Source organism: Candidatus Eisenbacteria bacterium, from assembly GCA_018831195.1.
GTDB lineage: Bacteria > Eisenbacteria > RBG-16-71-46 > CAIMUX01 > JAHJDP01 > JAHJDP01.
This window is the reverse complement of record JAHJDP010000109.1, coordinates 48,422-62,926: the sequence shown is the minus strand read 5'-3', so window position 1 is coordinate 62,926 and position 14,505 is coordinate 48,422. Positions and strand designations below refer to the sequence as shown.

Below are 14,505 nucleotides of genomic sequence, written 5' to 3'. Positions count from 1 at the left end.
TTGGAAACCACAGCCATCAATGACTACCGCAGATTGAAGCTCAAACGTCCATCTATAAAATAAACGCCAAGGCGGGCGAGTTGGACCATTAGATTTTCCTGCCATGTGGGCTCCGGTGCCGGGATGGGTGACCGGAGCATTGAATTATAAACTTCGGTAAGTTTAAGCGGCCCGCCGGCGGGTGATGTCTTTCCGGATGGGAGTTTCGCGGGCGCTTCGAGATATTTTGCGGCTTGAGGAGTTACACGTGACGCCTGCGCTTTCCGGAGAGAAACGTGAGGGCTCTTTTGCGGCGTGGGAGAACTCTTGTGCGGAACCTGTTTCTCTTTCGGCGGCGCGGCCGCCACAACCGGCGCAGCAGGCGCTGCCGCCGTAACAGGCGCGACCGGCGCAACCCGCGTGGTTTCCTGCTCAGCCTGCAGCAATCGCTTCTTAATCCCACCCCGATACGTCGTCACAATCGGTCTAATCTTCGGCGCGATTCCATGCGAAGCCGAATAGGGTAACGACTCCGCCCCCACTTCCACATCAACAATCGACGGCCCTGTTAAGTCCCAGTTCGACGGAAGCCAGTGATCCGCGATACGAATCTGATACCGGCCGGTTGGAATATCCCGAACCGTGTACTTTCCTGACTTATCCGTGAGCCACTCGGCGACATGTGTTCCGTCCTGCGTCAAAACCATTCTAATCTCGCTGACACCACCCTCATCAGAATCCCGGGCGCCATTATGGTTTTCATCCCTAAATACGACACCGGAAATCTCACCGCCGCGCGTCAGCGGGATATATATCTGCGTTTCATTTCCAGCGGATACATGAACCTCCAGCGGAAGCTTTTGTTTTAAATAATACCCGGAGGGCAGTGTTGTTTGATTCATATCCAGCCAATAGATACCTGGATTCATCGCATCCCAATCCAATTGCCCCGCTCGATCGGTGACGCGATGACTCCCCTCCATCAGCAGGATGACACCCTCGATGCGCTCCTCATCGAGATCGGGATACCCGTCCATATCCTCATCCAAAAAGACAACGCCGCGTACACCCCCCCGCACCGGAGACCAAACAAGCGGCAACGCCTCCGCCGATGAAAAGGTCAGCCGAATTTGCCACTGATCAAATTTCAACTCACCCCGATCAGTCCGCAATCCGGCATCGGAGCTAAGCCACAATTTGGGACTCAATCGCAGGCTTAACTTGGGATAGATGCGATCCTCTCGCAACCGATCGTTGATATCATTGACGGATGAAATCCATCGCGACGCGAACATGAGACTCGCCGTCACGCCCCTTCTCCATGAGCTCCAAGCGATATCTCCGGAAAGCGACGTCGTCCACGTCGCGTCATCGCTGACGGTCGAGCGCCCATGATCATCATTCATGTGAAACGCCACATGCAACCCCAGCACCTGCCCACCCAAACTACATTCCAGCCCATTGGTGCGCCCCGAGCCGCCCGTAAGGTGATTCTTCGCCCGCCCCCACTGCCTCATGGCTGTGGCGAGAATCGGCCCCAAATGATGCGACGCCATGATGCTCATGTCGCGCTCTTCGGTATGCGAACGGCTCCCATAAGCATCGCTTTCGCATGAATTGCTCCCCACCGTCATTTCCAAACCAGGCCAAGAAGAGGTGAGAAGCCGCCCTCCAAAGCGAATGCGCGATGTCGATGATTCCGGCGAATCCTTCGACAGATACGACCGGCCGCGGGATGAATCAACATTCATCCACAGCTTGGCGAAGGGGTTGACATTAAAACTTGTATAAAGAGCCACACCATCCCGGTTGTATGACCATCCGGTATATCCATCCGACCCATAATAGGTCCGGCCCCTGATCTTCAACTTCTCACTCTGATAATCCAGATGAAACAGCCCGCTCGCCCCCCGTGAGTTTCCAGTGTAAGCGCGGGTTCTGGAAAACCCCGTTTCGTATCGAATACTGAGCGCGGCGGTCGGATCAAAACGGGTCGTGATACTTGTCAGGTCATCCCTGCGGTGATGAACGCCTTCCTCGCCCTTCCGGATATAATCGACGCCGAAAGCAAGCTTTCGATCCGCCCTATATTCAATAGCGGTGCTCCATGTCGGAATCACTTGCGGCGACCGCTCTTTCCCGGCAAAGAACCGACCGGTCCACTCGCCGCGCTGGCCTTCGAAAGCGACACCCCGGCCCGAAATTGTTTTTGTCGCGACATCGGGAGATTCCCGGTGGATATCGCCGATATCCACTTCCCACGATTTGTCGAGCCAGGCCAGATGAAACCGCTGGTTCTTCCAAGACGTCATCCCGGGATTGCGCCTCTCTGTCGTGAACTCAACATCCAGATCAATCTGGGCATTCGGGCTGATAGAGCCCTTGGTATCAAATCGAATCCCGTAGAATGGCTGATCTCCATGCGTCTCCCCCATCCGCATCATTAAATTCAACGGCAGCCGTTTGTACCTGTTGGGCGCTCGATGCGATTTATAGACCGTGGTCAGAACATCTTTGTCGGAATGGATCGGCCGGAACTCGTTCATGCCATTCTCCTGATCCGCATTGAGCTCGAGAATATATAATGTCTTCTCACGATCGCTATCCGGCGGGGTCATCGTCGCGGCAATTTGCCGGCGCTCCCCCGGTCCCAGCCTGACTTTTGTCTCGGATAGCCGCGTCTCGCAGAATGGAATTGACAGAGCGCTGACATGGTAGACATCCGTCTGATTTCCGGTATTTTGTATCTCAAACAGATGCTTGATCTCGCTCCCCGCCTCGCCCTTAAGGCCATCGGTCAGTGAGTTCAGGCTAATTCCGCTTTGCGGCGCGACTTCAACATTGAGTGCGGCATTCTCAAGCCGGCGAAACTCGGGAATCGTATGCGCGCTGACGATAATTTTGTGCAGCGAATCGGCCGAAGCGTGCGCTGGAATCCAAAGGGTGAAAGGAATGGTCCTAATAGTGTGGGCGGGAATCACGACCTGCTTTCGGCCGGTCACAGGGAGCCATTCATCGGGGGCATCGATCTCAAGCTGAAGGTTCAGCGAATCTGCTTGCAGGTTTTCGATCTTATAACTGCAGGTATAAAATTCTCCGGCCCTCGCCGGCGCCCTTTGAACTCCTGAGATATATGCCGGATGGAATCCCTTTGTTATAAATTCGGGTCTTCCCTGTGCAGGTTTGACCACAAACCCCAAAATGAGCGCAAGCATCCCCAGACAAGCGATGATTCGCCCGTTAATAAGCTTGGTCCCGCCAATGCTAGATGTATGTAACGCGGAAGATGAGTCCCAAGCTATAGGCGCCCGGATCAGTCTCCCAATCGATCTTAACCAGCGCATCGAGGGTAATCCGCGCCGCTCCTCCTTGAGGATTTTCAACCACGACAGTCTCATGGCTTTCGAGTCTTCGATATGCCTCCTTGCCGTCATTATCCAACTTCCACATTAAATCCGAGCAGGGCTTGCCCGTTCCCACCGGATTAAACACTTCCTGATCAGACCGAACCGTCAAAATCCAGCCGCGGGTCGATTCTCCGGGATCGATCTCCAAGGAAACGGCGACATTCCCTCTTGATTGATCAATCTCCACATATCCATCATCGATCGACTCGACGGTGATTAACGGCGCGCGCACCTTTTGTATTTCAGCCCGCAATTCGGGCCCATCGGCCCAGACGCTGGGCGCCGGAGCCATAGCACCCATGAGCAAAAGGATCGAAAGAAGCCATACCGGATACTTACGGCGCGTCATGCCTGTTGACTCCTACTTCAGTTTGAATTGCAGACGGGGTTTATAGATGCCGGCGGTGCAGTTTTGCCAGTCAAGCAGCATCCGATATGAAAGCTCCACGCGCTGACCGTTCACCGCTCTATCGCCGGATGTCATGGTCGTCCAATCGTTCGAGATGAAATTGTATTTTCTTTTATCCAGTGACCACTGCAGCGGGATGGGGCCGTCCTGGAGAACTGAAATATCATCCCGATCTGTCTTGACGCTCAGTTCCCAAGGGGTGTTGCTGCTGAGGGTCAGTTTGAAAGGTGTGGGGACATTTAGATAACCCGCCACATAATCCGCAGCCGTCGGCGCAGGAAGGGTCCAAACAACCTGGTCCATTTCCATTTTTTGCAGCGGGGGCACAAAGAACTGTACTTCAACCCGAGCCTCATTCCCCAGTGCGGGAATCGACAGGCACCCGAGGGCAAGTATCACGATCGCCGTTGCGCCAAGGACCGCCGCCCGACAGGCGCAAGCGCGCGCCCTTCGATAGGTCCCTAAATTCGTTCGTGAGCGCTTCACCGGAGTCATCACTCGCCGGCCGTCCCCTGACCTAAGAGAAGATCCCCCTTCTCCCCTTCAACCCGGAACATCTCCTCCCCCGCGATCAGGTGATCCCCGCCGAAATCGATAATCGAGAGAGCTGTGTAAATTCCCGGCGTCAACTTTGTATCGGTCGTTACAACCAATTCGCGGTGATTTCCGGGAAAGACCCAAAACTTCCCACCGGAATTAAAACTCAGCGATTCGACGATCTCGCCTTGCGCATCCCGCAGCTCAACCCGGCCATTGCATCGTAGGATGCTGTTTCCGGCATTCTTTACGGAGGTCCGTATTTCCCGGCCGTTTTCCGCCGGACTCACACCGACAAATGTGACTTCCGCGTCCTGCACCTCTGTTCCCCGGACATTTTGAAAGATTCGAATACCAACCCGCTGCTTCAAAAAGACCTGATAACTTCGCCCTTCAGTTTGACGCGTGCTTGGCACCGGCGTGCTGACCTCTTCGATATACAATTTTGTCCAATAACTTCCTCTCGCATTTGCGGGCACCGACATCCTCAGCATGGCCTGCTGCGTCTCACCAGGCTCGAGTTCCACTAGCTGGTCGCTAATGGAGGTCCACAGAGCGCAGCTTCTCTCAACGGCACCTGGATCCCGATCCTCTTCCTGGCCATTCGGGTAAACCTGGCTGTCGGCGAGATACAGTTTCAGCGTTAGCGGAAGTTTTCCGGTATTTTGCACCGTAATCGCGGCGACCCCTTGGGATCCGGCTGCGATGTTCAGATGCTGTTCCATGGGTGAAGCGACAAAAGCCGCCGAACAAGCGCCCGGCGCTAACAACGGCAGAAAGGGCAGCCAGGTGATCGCAAAAGACAGGGCGCCGGCAGTACGCCGAAGCAAACCGGTTTTCATCTCCATCCTCCAGGTTTCGACATCTCTTCCCATTCATCCGCGTGGTTCTAAACCCGGTCGCCCGGGCCCTTCCTAAACCCCCGCTATGGCAGATGGGTCGTTAACGTATAAGTCAATGAAATGCTATAGGACCCTGGTATATCATTTGTCCAATCGAGCAAAACCTTGGTTTGTATATCCACCTCGTTGCCCGTAACGGCGCTGTCATGCGACAGAATTTCGGTATCCGTCGCAGAAAGGGTGATATACGCGCCGGCCCCATTTTGGATCGTGCCCGTCGGTGTGTTGGTGATCTTTATTGTGAGATCGTCCTCGGGCTTGTCATAGGCCCCGGGACAGGACCACTCCCCGTTCAGCTTGGCATTAAGATCCCATGTATCATTCGTGCTGAGGGTCAGCATCGTCGCATCGGCGGCGGATTCAATAAAACCGGCGTCAAAGGCCGTTTCGCCGGTGGCATCCACGGAAAGCGTGAGAAGTCCCGACACATCCCCGCTGATGGTCAGCGCGCTAAGACGCGGAACAGCGACTGTCAGGGATGTTGTTTGGATCTCTTGGGCGGAGATTGGACATACGGAGAGAGCGAGAAAGATAGACAAAAATAGGCGGATTGATGGCTTGACGGACCACATCCGTGCCTCCTTGCACTCTACCGTGCCTTCCTTGGCGGGTCATTCCGCCGCGTTGGAGCGGCGGATCGTGCAGTGAGGGCTGGCCTCAAATCCGGTGATACCGGATCCCTCTAATATGTCTCCATTGTATAAACTAGAGTGATTGAATAGACGCCCGGAATATCCGTCGTCCAATCCAAATCCACTCTCGTTTGAATTTCGACGCTGTTGTCGGAAACGCCTGTCGCATGGCTCAGCATCTCTTCATTGGCCACCGGCGGTGATTGATAGCTGTCGTAGCTGTTCTGAATCGTCCCCGTGGGCGAATTTGTGATCTTAATCGTCAGGTCGGTTTCATCCTTGTCGTACGCTCCCGGGCACGTCCATTCAGCGTTATACTTAACGCTCAGCTTCCATTGCTTATTGGCATCCAGAGTAAGGGTCGTCGCATCCGCCGCTGATTCAATAAACCCGGCATCATAGGCTGATTCACCTGTCCCATCCTGGGTCAGAGTCAGAAGTCCCGTCAGATCACCGGCGATGAGAATCTGGCAGAGTTCAGGGATGGTGCCCCCTACAGTTGAGTTCTGAGTATCCACATCATCAGCCGCCCAAACGGGCGTCATGCTCAGAAGCGCTATCATCCCTATGAAGATAATCCTACGCATATGGAGAACCTCCAGGTCGAGTAGGTCCCTAGACCCGGTCATATCCAAGAACCCCAAAACCATTTCCCTGGCATGAGGGCTCCATTCTCTGAGCATCCTGCCCAAGCTGTCTAAAGTGTCAGAGCCCATCGAAAGCTCTGCGCTACCTTGTTCATCGGGAATTTCAAGAGGGATATTTAATTCCACGCGGGCAGAAGTAAAATCCTGAGCAGAAAATTGGCACATTTCAGGCCGTTTCCAGCAGCGCTCCCAAAAGATGCATTCGCTCAGAATCCAATCGGCGCCGAAAGAAAAGTATCTATACGTCTAGTCTGTATCATATTGAAATATAACGTATTAGCGCAATTTTCTCACGATTCGCTTTAAGTATATCTCACTTCCCCCCAAGCCGATCCAGAAGAAACTTGATCACGCCGTCCCCTGACGGATCCGCGATTTCCAGCGGCGGCATATAGGCCATGTACTCCAATTCGACCTCTTCGGCCCTCTCTGACAAAGCGACCGCGTGCAGAACGTGGTGGAACAACTCGCCGGTATCGACGGGGATCCCCGTGTTTTCCATGCTGTTTTTGACCCAGGCCTCAATCCCCAGCAGGTTAAAAGGCGGCTCCTCGAATGACAGATCGAGGGTGTCCACGGGCGCCCCTGTCCCGTCGTCCATTGATGTGGTCTTATCACTCGAGCAACCCAGAAAAATGATCAAAACCGCTAAGGCCAGCAGGCCGCTTCGTCATACCGCGCTTGTTATAGCCATCTAAGTCCCCTTTCACGTTAAAATTGGGCCAGGATATACTCTTTGGCCCGTAATGACTATGAAAAGATAACAACCGTGAGCCTGGAAATCGATCCGTGCGATCCGTGCGATCCACACTACCCTTTGTTGGACAGGCACTTCCCGCCTTGACCCTGCTGCAATAACGTTCCACCGTTTTGGAAAAGGTGATACGATACGGTAGGAATCCCACGCTCCGCCTCCACCTCCGCTTCATCGAGGGTTGTACAGGCTCGCTGGGATGATGAAAGGGGAGGATTTTCACCGATGTTGCGTCTCATTGTCTGCACGATTTGGATTTCCCTCATAGCCTGCGGCGCTGCTTGGGCACAGGAGCCGGAGTCGCCGGAGAGCCTGAAGGTCTACGCTGTAAGTGAAATCGCTGTTCATGCGTTACGACCCATAGCGACCGCTGGTGGATCGAGTGCCGTCGAGGCTCAAGTGGATTCCCTCCCCGTGCCGGCCGCCGCGACGGTCGAAGAAGTTCTGCGCGAGCTGCCGTTTCTGCATGTGCGCACCAACTCCCGGGGAGAGGCCGAGATCTCAGCGCGGGGATCGGAATCGCGCCAGGTCGCCGTCTTGGTGGACGGCGTGCCGATCACACTCGCTTGGGACGCCCGTGCGGATGTGTCGGTGATCCCCGCGACGGCGCTGCAGGATGTGATCTTCACCCGCGGGCTCTCCTCGATGCTTTTCGGCCCCAACGTGCTCGGCGGCATCGTCGAGGTCCGTGTCGGGCAGTTCCCAAATCAAATGACCGAGCGGAGATTGCAGATCACGATGGGGGCTGATGATGTCGGGAGCGTGGGGACGACGGTAACGACATCCGCCCCTGTGAAAATGGGATCAGGCACGGCGTCGGCAAGAGCCGGCGTCGGGTTTCGCAGGACGCCGGGTGATCCGCTGGCCGGGGGCGTCAACGAACCCTTGGATACAGATGACCATCTCCGGCTCAACACGGACGCCGAGAACATCAACGGATTCGTCGCGCTGCGCTACGGGGCGAAGGGCGGGACCTGGCTCTCCTTCTCAGGTTCATCCTTTCAGGAAGAGCGCGGCATCGCGGCCGAACTCGGCATTCCCGATGAGGATGCCCGGCTGTGGCGATACCCTCACACCTCCCGCACATTGGCCGTGCTCTCGGGCGGCACCGGTTTCCGGAAATCGCCCTTCGGAGGTCTTGGCGACGTCGAGGCGAGCATTGGGTACGATCGCGGAAGAACTGACATCGACGCTTACACATCCCGCGACTATAAAGAGATCGACACATTTGAGGATGGAAAAGACCGCACGGCGACCCTGCGCCTCCTCGCGGACCAATCGCTCGGACCGCGTGGCACGCTCCGCGGGGCTTTCACTTGGTCGGATATCCACCACGACGAATTGATTCCGGATGGGAAATTTGAATACCAGCAGAAGTTGATGAGCATCGGCATGGAAAGCGTTTGGCAGCTGCTGAAGTTCCGTGGGACGATCCGTTCCCTTTCCCTGAGCCTGGGCGGCGCTTACGACAGAGCCGAAACGCCGAAGGCCGGTGGGCGGCCGACGCAGGATCCACTCTCGGAGTTCGGAGGCCGTCTGGGTCTGTCGGCCATGGTGGGCGAGAACGGGCGCACCGTCCTCCACGCCGGCGTGAGTCGCCGGGGACGATTCCCCGCCCTGCGGGAACTCTATTCCGGGGCTCTGAATCGCTTCGTCCCGAACCCGGACCTCGAGTCCGAGAAGCTCCTGACCATGGAGGCCGGCGCGACAACCCGGCTTGGAAGCAGCGAGTTTCAAGCGATCCTCTTTCACAATTATTTGAAGGACGCCGTCGTCCGCATCACGCTGGACGATGGAACCCGCCGCTTTATGCGCGTCAATCGCGATGAGCTGAAGAGCACGGGTCTTGAATTCATGGGGAACTACGGCATCGGTCCGGTGAACGTTGCGGCCGACGTCACGATCCAAACGGTCGATCTCACCGATACGGAAGCGGACAAGACGAACCGCCCGGAGGATCTTCCGGAGCTCTTCGGAGGCCTTAACATTTCTTTCCTCATCTTCAAAGGATTATTGGGCAAGGCGGATGTGAGGTACACCGGAGAGCAGTATGCCATCGACGTTATCACGGGCGAGGACGCGCAACTGGCCGCGCAGGCGGTCATCGGCCTCTCGCTCTCCCGGCTCTGGCCGATGCGGATGTCGTGGGGCGCCGGGGCTTTCACAGACATTGAACTGCGCCTCGCCCTGGACAATGTGGGAGACGTCGCCCTCTACGATGCCTGGGGACTGCCTGATCCGGGACGACGTGTGCGTCTGGAGCTTCGCCTGCGGTGATCCGCCGGGGTTTCATCCCCACTAAGATGGAGGATAAGAGGAGTTGATTAGGTGTGGACAGAATCTCCCAGCGGGGATATACTTCTTCCGGTCGTGGGTGAGGTCGATTGTGGGTCGCGGAAAATCAATAACGTGCGTCACTTTCCGAGTGATGACTGAATCAGGAGGTGATTCCGATGCGCACTCTCTTACTGATTCTGGCTCTCTGTGTTGTGTCGTCTGTTGCGGCCGGGGCTCATGATGAGTTCTGGTGCTGGGACGCGGATGAAATTTTGGCGGAAATTGATGGCGGCCGGGTCACTATTCAGCATCTGTCCGATTTGATCAATTGCTGCCCGGATCCGATTACCTACGATGTTTCCGTGGGTGATGCCACCATCATGGTCGAAGAACACAGCCTGTCGATGTGTTATTGCCTTTGCTGTTTCAATCTGAGCGTGACACTGGAAGAGGTTCCCCCCGGTCCGTGGAATCTGCTCTACCGCTGGTTTGACATTGAAGCCGACGACTGGACAGAGCGTGTTCTACAAATCGATGTTCCCGATGTGGGACAGGGATACGAGCCGGTCGTCGCGCTGCAGAATACCGAAGGATGCCTTGAATCGGCGTCGGCGCCGGGAGAGGGACAGGAACCCGAGCCCATGAGCACACGCTGGGGAACAATAAAGGCGATGTATCGTTAGCGCTCCGTCGGGATCTTGGGCCCGCTAATGGAGAATTCCACCGCTTGAGGTTGCATCGCATTCTGCCCTTAGGCAAAAGAACCGATGCCTACAAGCGATTGACCAGTTTCAACCGCCCCCTAATGCGCGCCTCTCCCCGAAGCGCCTCCACCTCCACCCATCCGTCATTTTGGTAGGCTGCCAGGATGCTGCGATGGGCCTGTCCCTTGGCATTCTCCATTTCGAATCCGTTAAGGCTCACGATCCGATCGCCTGCCCGAAGACCAAGGGTATCCGCCGGACTCCCCACCGTCACCGAGTCGATGACGAAGGTATGGGAGTCGAACATCTCCTCCAACCGCGGATGAAAGCCAAGCGGTTCGATCCGCCGATTAAGCGATGACTCCAGCGAGGTGGGAACGGCCGCGGCGACCAAGCGCATCATCTCCGGGTCGCCTGTCGCTTCACCCAGCGTTCGCATGAAGCCCTCGATTTCAATGAGCCGCCGCACGCCATGCGCTGTCTCACGGTTCACCGTCGCGCTGATCACTTCCCGCCCGAACTCGCGATCGATGCGGCGCATCAGGCTGGCGTAGGTATCATCCGCCCCCTGATAAAGGTTCGCGAACCGCTCAGCGCCCCAAAGCGCATGGTAGTCGTTGGGAACGGGCCATCCCTCATCCCCCAGCCGGCGATAGACCTCGGGGACCAGGACCGTGTACTGGAAATAGTGGCTCCAATCATCGTTATAGTAACGATTCGGTCCCCTCTTTTCGGGATCGCTGTTGACCGGTTGAAAAACGATGCGAGCGACTTCATGCGCGAAGGCGACGGGCACCATCGGCTTTGCGAGAAACTCCTCCTTCGGCGTGCGCATCTTGACCCAGAATGTGTTCCACGCGTCGGTGAAGATGCTGATGCGCGTCTCCGGCGTCGGGGCATAGTAAATGTACAGGTCAAGCCGCGGCGGCATCGGAATCCCGTACTCCTCATCGGCGATGGTGCGCAGCGTGTTCACATAACGCGCGAGACTCCTCGCTTCAGCGGGACTGAGCGAATCGTAGTGAATGGCGACATGCCCCTCCGTGATGCGGCGCAGGGCACGCGGCGGCTTGCTCCAATAGTGTGTCTCCCCCAACTCGAGCCCCTTTGGCGTGCGGATGAAACTCCCCAGCGCCAGCCGGTCCTCTTGATAGTAGACGCCGTCCGATTTGCGGTAGGCCAGGAAATCGCCTTCGCCATGGCTCGCGCCGACACCGAAGAAGATCCCCGGGATGAGCGACTCATCCTGAGCTGTGTAGATGATGCACTCCCGTTCCGGATTCAGTGGATTAGGAAGCGCCGCGACGAGTCGGATATCGCTCCCGGCATACACGCTGTCTCCAATTGTGACAGCCTGGTCCGTCAGGCGGATGGGTAATCTCTCCAAACATTGTGCAATAAAGGTGTTCGTTTCCGGTGTCCCGAAGGCGAGGATGTCGTGGCCGGCGCGCTGTTCTTGGGATGCTTCGATGGCGGGGATGGTTGGGATATCGATTTGCTCCTCGAGTCTGTAACTGGCTTGGACGGCTTGGGCTTCTTGCCCGGTTTCCGCCGCACCGTAAAGGATCAGGGGCCGGCCGGCGATGATCTGCTCTTCACGCTCGGCGATGGTGGCGGCGGCTGTGCCATGCGCGATCAGGGTCAAGGCTAAGGCTATCAGTATCAGGATCTGAAGGATAAGGCGTGGCATGGAATCCTCCCATTGTACAAGGCGGATCAGGATGGACGGCCTCGATCACCCGCGGCCGCCGCGAGGAGACATCCGTCATTCATAACGCGGGATGCGCCGGGATCGTTCAAGGGTCATCGCGATTTCCGCCCCGGGACCGGATTTCGGGGATCGAACCAACCGCTTGCCCACACCGCGGGCGGATGCTATAATGCCAACGACGACAGTAGGATACACTCCTGATGGCAGCGAATCACAATAGGAGAGACAACAATGAAACGGCGTATCTGCGTGATACTGGGTTTGGGTTTGGCTCTGAGTGCGGCAGCCGGCCATGGTGAGTGGAAGATGCAGATCCACAGTGGCGCGACCGTTGATGAATACAATGTGGCGGATATCGACAGTATGACATTCACCGATTCGGATATTCCGATCCCCGGCATGGTCCTTGTACCGGCGGGGGTCTTTATCATGGGCGATGGTGTCTCCTACTGCGGTATAGATCAGCTGCAAGTGACACTGACACACGACTTCTTAATGGATCAAACCGAGGTGACCAACCAAGAATATATGGAAGCGCTGCAGTGGGCCTATAACAATGGGTATGTGACGACGACGGCCTCCGCGGTGCTGGACAATCTCGATGGAAGCAGCGTGGAGCTGTTGGATCTTGATCAGGCGGCCTGCGAAATACAGTTCAGTGCAGGAACCTTCTACTTGCGGGAATCCCCATCAAGCGAGGCTCAGAACGCCTACCCGGGCGGATATGACCCCTCAGTTCATCCGGTCATCATGGTGACCTGGTATGGCGCCGCGCGTTATTGCGATTGGTTGAGCTTGCAGGCGGGTTACCCGCGAGCCTACGAGCACAGCGGCAACTGGACCTGCAATGGTGGTTATCCGTACGGCGCCCAGGGATTTCGGCTGCCGACGAATGCCGAACAGGAATATGCGGAGCAATATGACGATGAGCGGATCTATCCGTGGGGAAATGAGGCGCCGGATTGCACCCGGGCCAACTACCGCACCGGCAGTCAATCTTTCTGCGTCGGATGGACCGCCCCCGTCGGCAATTATCCCGCCGCCCCGGCATCGCTGGAAATTTTTGACTTGGCGGGAAATGTCCTCGAGTGGTGCAACGATTGGTTCGTATGCGATCTCGGCACGACGCCGTTGATCAACCCGCCGGGACCGACCAGCGGCGACGGCCGGGTGCTGCGCGGCGGCTCGTGGAATACCATGAGTGGCTCCTTGGCATGTGCCCTCCGGCAGTATGGTCTGCCGACCTACCAGATTTTCCAAGCCGGATTTCGTACCGTAAAAACGGTGACTCCATAAAGACCGGATCCGGTCCGGCCTGTCCATAGTTGATGGTGACCCGGGTGGATTATACCCTTCCGGATAGGCTTCTCAGGTATTTCATGCTTGATAGAATAAGCGCCATTCCCATCCCGGAATAGAAGATAGCAAGATAGGGTTTTGGGATGGCGGAATGCCGCAGTGTTATCCCCATCCCGACCATGATCAAGATGATTGTATAGCTCTTCCAGGTCATGAAGGCGAAGAGACATCTTCTATCCTCCATCGGGAGGATCCGCTTTAGATTCTTCTCCGCGATCCGTGAAAGACCGAATCGTGCAACCGGGATGGCGATGAGGAGACCGATACCAAGAAATATGAGGGCGGTCTGCCGGCTGATCGCGGACAGCCATGTCAGGGCAAAAGCCATGAGCAAGAGCCCGACACCCATCCACGCCGTTCCAGCGAGAAAAATGAGGACGCCTTTTGATACCGCCGGTTTAAACCGTTCAATGCCATTCATAATTCTCATTTTCCGCCCGCCCCCGGCTCAAATCCAGCGAATTGTCGGTCAGAGAGATGAGAAGTTCAGGAAGAAGATGACAAGGGCAAGAATTTTGGGGCCGGATGAGGAGGATATTGGGGGCATATTAGGAGTACATAAGGGGCACACGAGGGATGCCTGAGGGGGCATGAGGGCCGAACATCATGTACTAGAGGCGATTCAAAGTTTATCCATTGGTGTTCAAATTGATCTTGAAAAGATGTGATTTGATTCTCTACACCAAGGAGGTTGGGCATGCCGCCGCTCAGGCCGCATCATTTGGTCGTCGCTGTAAGTCTCCTTCTTCTGACCCTGGCTGTTCCATCGCAGGCATCCATCACCTTCACCGACATCGGCGCAGGGCTTGAGGGTGTCTACCTCAGCTCGGTGGCGTGGGGTGATTACGATAACGACGGCGATCTGGACATTGCGCTGACCGGCCGGTCGAATCCGGTGGGTTTCACAAATGTTTATCGTAATGACGGAAGCACGGCAAATACCCCCAGCGGAAGCGAGATATGCTCCGCCATGGCGGATCTTGCCTGCGGCTACCGCCGTATTGTGCGACTGGGTAATACAAACCACAACACCTCATGGACGATCACCCTTCCCGACCCGCCGGCCGCCGCGGCCCCCGGCTTTTTTGGCAAGGTGGAGATATCCAAAGCGATCTCCCTACCCCCGCCCCCAATCACCTGTTATAGTGCCCTCGGTTCTACGCCAGCCATTTAAGGGAGACCTCGAC

At 56.4% G+C, this 14,505-nt stretch carries 14 protein-coding genes; 4 read left to right on the top strand and 10 right to left on the bottom strand.

Features of this window, described 5'->3' with window-relative positions; all coding sequences use genetic code 11:
* Positions 1 to 23 precede the first annotated feature (23 nt).
* From KJ970_19270 to KJ970_19235, 8 genes are all read right to left on the bottom strand, one after another.
* Positions 24 to 3,194, bottom strand: coding sequence for a hypothetical protein (locus KJ970_19270; protein MBU2693062.1), 3,171 nt, complete (start codon positions 3,192 to 3,194; stop codon positions 24 to 26).
* A gap of 49 nt (positions 3,195 to 3,243) precedes the next feature.
* Positions 3,244 to 3,735 (bottom strand): hypothetical protein, encoded by a 492-nt coding sequence (locus tag KJ970_19265; protein ID MBU2693061.1) that lies wholly within the window; start codon positions 3,733 to 3,735, stop codon positions 3,244 to 3,246.
* A gap of 12 nt (positions 3,736 to 3,747) precedes the next feature.
* Positions 3,748 to 4,281 carry a hypothetical protein gene (locus KJ970_19260; protein MBU2693060.1) on the bottom strand — a complete coding sequence of 178 codons (534 nt, stop codon included), beginning with the start codon at positions 4,279 to 4,281 and terminating at the stop codon, positions 3,748 to 3,750.
* Positions 4,282 to 4,289: 8 nt separating this feature from the next.
* Entirely contained in the window at positions 4,290 to 5,174 is an 885-nt protein-coding gene (locus tag KJ970_19255; GenBank protein MBU2693059.1) for a hypothetical protein, read from the bottom strand.
* A gap of 83 nt (positions 5,175 to 5,257) precedes the next feature.
* Positions 5,258 to 5,806, bottom strand: a complete 549-nt coding sequence (locus KJ970_19250) for a hypothetical protein (GenBank protein ID MBU2693058.1) — start codon at positions 5,804 to 5,806, stop codon at positions 5,258 to 5,260.
* A gap of 110 nt (positions 5,807 to 5,916) precedes the next feature.
* Complete coding sequence (locus KJ970_19245) at positions 5,917 to 6,453, bottom strand: hypothetical protein (GenBank protein ID MBU2693057.1); 537 nt, start codon at positions 6,451 to 6,453, stop codon at positions 5,917 to 5,919.
* 373 nt (positions 6,454 to 6,826) lie between these two features.
* Positions 6,827 to 7,114: a hypothetical protein gene (locus KJ970_19240; protein ID MBU2693056.1), complete on the bottom strand. Its 288-nt coding sequence runs from the start codon at positions 7,112 to 7,114 to the stop codon at positions 6,827 to 6,829.
* 209 nt (positions 7,115 to 7,323) lie between these two features.
* Positions 7,324 to 7,506, bottom strand: a complete 183-nt coding sequence (locus tag KJ970_19235) for a hypothetical protein (protein ID MBU2693055.1) — start codon at positions 7,504 to 7,506, stop codon at positions 7,324 to 7,326.
* On the opposite strand from KJ970_19235, the gene KJ970_19230 reads away from it, so the two are divergent.
* Positions 7,493 to 9,544, top strand: a complete 2,052-nt coding sequence (locus tag KJ970_19230) for a TonB-dependent receptor (GenBank protein ID MBU2693054.1) — start codon at positions 7,493 to 7,495, stop codon at positions 9,542 to 9,544. The genes KJ970_19235 and KJ970_19230 overlap by 14 nt on opposite strands.
* 176 nt (positions 9,545 to 9,720) lie before the next feature.
* The gene (locus KJ970_19225; protein MBU2693053.1) at positions 9,721 to 10,227 is read left to right on the top strand and encodes a hypothetical protein; all 507 of its coding nucleotides are present in this window, start codon (positions 9,721 to 9,723) and stop codon (positions 10,225 to 10,227) included.
* An 88-nt stretch (positions 10,228 to 10,315) separates the two neighbouring features.
* On the opposite strand, the gene KJ970_19220 is transcribed toward KJ970_19225, so the two are convergent.
* Entirely contained in the window at positions 10,316 to 11,938 is a 1,623-nt protein-coding gene (locus KJ970_19220) for a PDZ domain-containing protein (GenBank protein ID MBU2693052.1), read from the bottom strand.
* Positions 11,939 to 12,190: 252 nt separating this feature from the next.
* Between KJ970_19220 and KJ970_19215 the strand changes: the two genes are divergently transcribed.
* The gene (locus tag KJ970_19215) at positions 12,191 to 13,255 is read left to right on the top strand and encodes a formylglycine-generating enzyme family protein (GenBank protein ID MBU2693051.1); all 1,065 of its coding nucleotides are present in this window, start codon (positions 12,191 to 12,193) and stop codon (positions 13,253 to 13,255) included.
* 49 nt (positions 13,256 to 13,304) lie between these two features.
* Here the strand turns inward: KJ970_19215 and KJ970_19210 are convergent, their stop codons facing one another.
* A complete protein-coding gene (locus KJ970_19210; protein MBU2693050.1) occupies positions 13,305 to 13,742 on the bottom strand; it encodes a hypothetical protein in 438 nt (145 codons plus the stop codon).
* A 273-nt stretch (positions 13,743 to 14,015) separates the two neighbouring features.
* On the opposite strand from KJ970_19210, the gene KJ970_19205 reads away from it, so the two are divergent.
* Positions 14,016 to 14,492 carry a VCBS repeat-containing protein gene (locus KJ970_19205; GenBank protein MBU2693049.1) on the top strand — a complete coding sequence of 159 codons (477 nt, stop codon included), beginning with the start codon at positions 14,016 to 14,018 and terminating at the stop codon, positions 14,490 to 14,492.
* Positions 14,493 to 14,505: the final 13 nt, after the last annotated feature.

Coding starts and splice junctions, on each gene's coding strand:
- KJ970_19270 (MBU2693062.1), bottom strand. CDS start 3,194: ATGCTTGCGCTCATTTTGGGGTTTGTGGTCAAACCTGCACAGGGAAGA.
- KJ970_19265 (MBU2693061.1), bottom strand. CDS start 3,735: ATGACGCGCCGTAAGTATCCGGTATGGCTTCTTTCGATCCTTTTGCTC.
- KJ970_19255 (MBU2693059.1), bottom strand. CDS start 5,174: ATGAAAACCGGTTTGCTTCGGCGTACTGCCGGCGCCCTGTCTTTTGCG.
- KJ970_19250 (MBU2693058.1), bottom strand. CDS start 5,806: ATGTGGTCCGTCAAGCCATCAATCCGCCTATTTTTGTCTATCTTTCTC.
- KJ970_19245 (MBU2693057.1), bottom strand. CDS start 6,453: ATGCGTAGGATTATCTTCATAGGGATGATAGCGCTTCTGAGCATGACG.
- KJ970_19240 (MBU2693056.1), bottom strand. CDS start 7,114: ATGGACGACGGGACAGGGGCGCCCGTGGACACCCTCGATCTGTCATTC.
- KJ970_19230 (MBU2693054.1), top strand. CDS start 7,493: ATGTTGCGTCTCATTGTCTGCACGATTTGGATTTCCCTCATAGCCTGC.
- KJ970_19235 (MBU2693055.1), bottom strand. CDS start 7,506: ATGAGACGCAACATCGGTGAAAATCCTCCCCTTTCATCATCCCAGCGA.
- KJ970_19225 (MBU2693053.1), top strand. CDS start 9,721: ATGCGCACTCTCTTACTGATTCTGGCTCTCTGTGTTGTGTCGTCTGTT.
- KJ970_19220 (MBU2693052.1), bottom strand. CDS start 11,938: ATGCCACGCCTTATCCTTCAGATCCTGATACTGATAGCCTTAGCCTTG.
- KJ970_19215 (MBU2693051.1), top strand. CDS start 12,191: ATGAAACGGCGTATCTGCGTGATACTGGGTTTGGGTTTGGCTCTGAGT.
- KJ970_19205 (MBU2693049.1), top strand. CDS start 14,016: ATGCCGCCGCTCAGGCCGCATCATTTGGTCGTCGCTGTAAGTCTCCTT.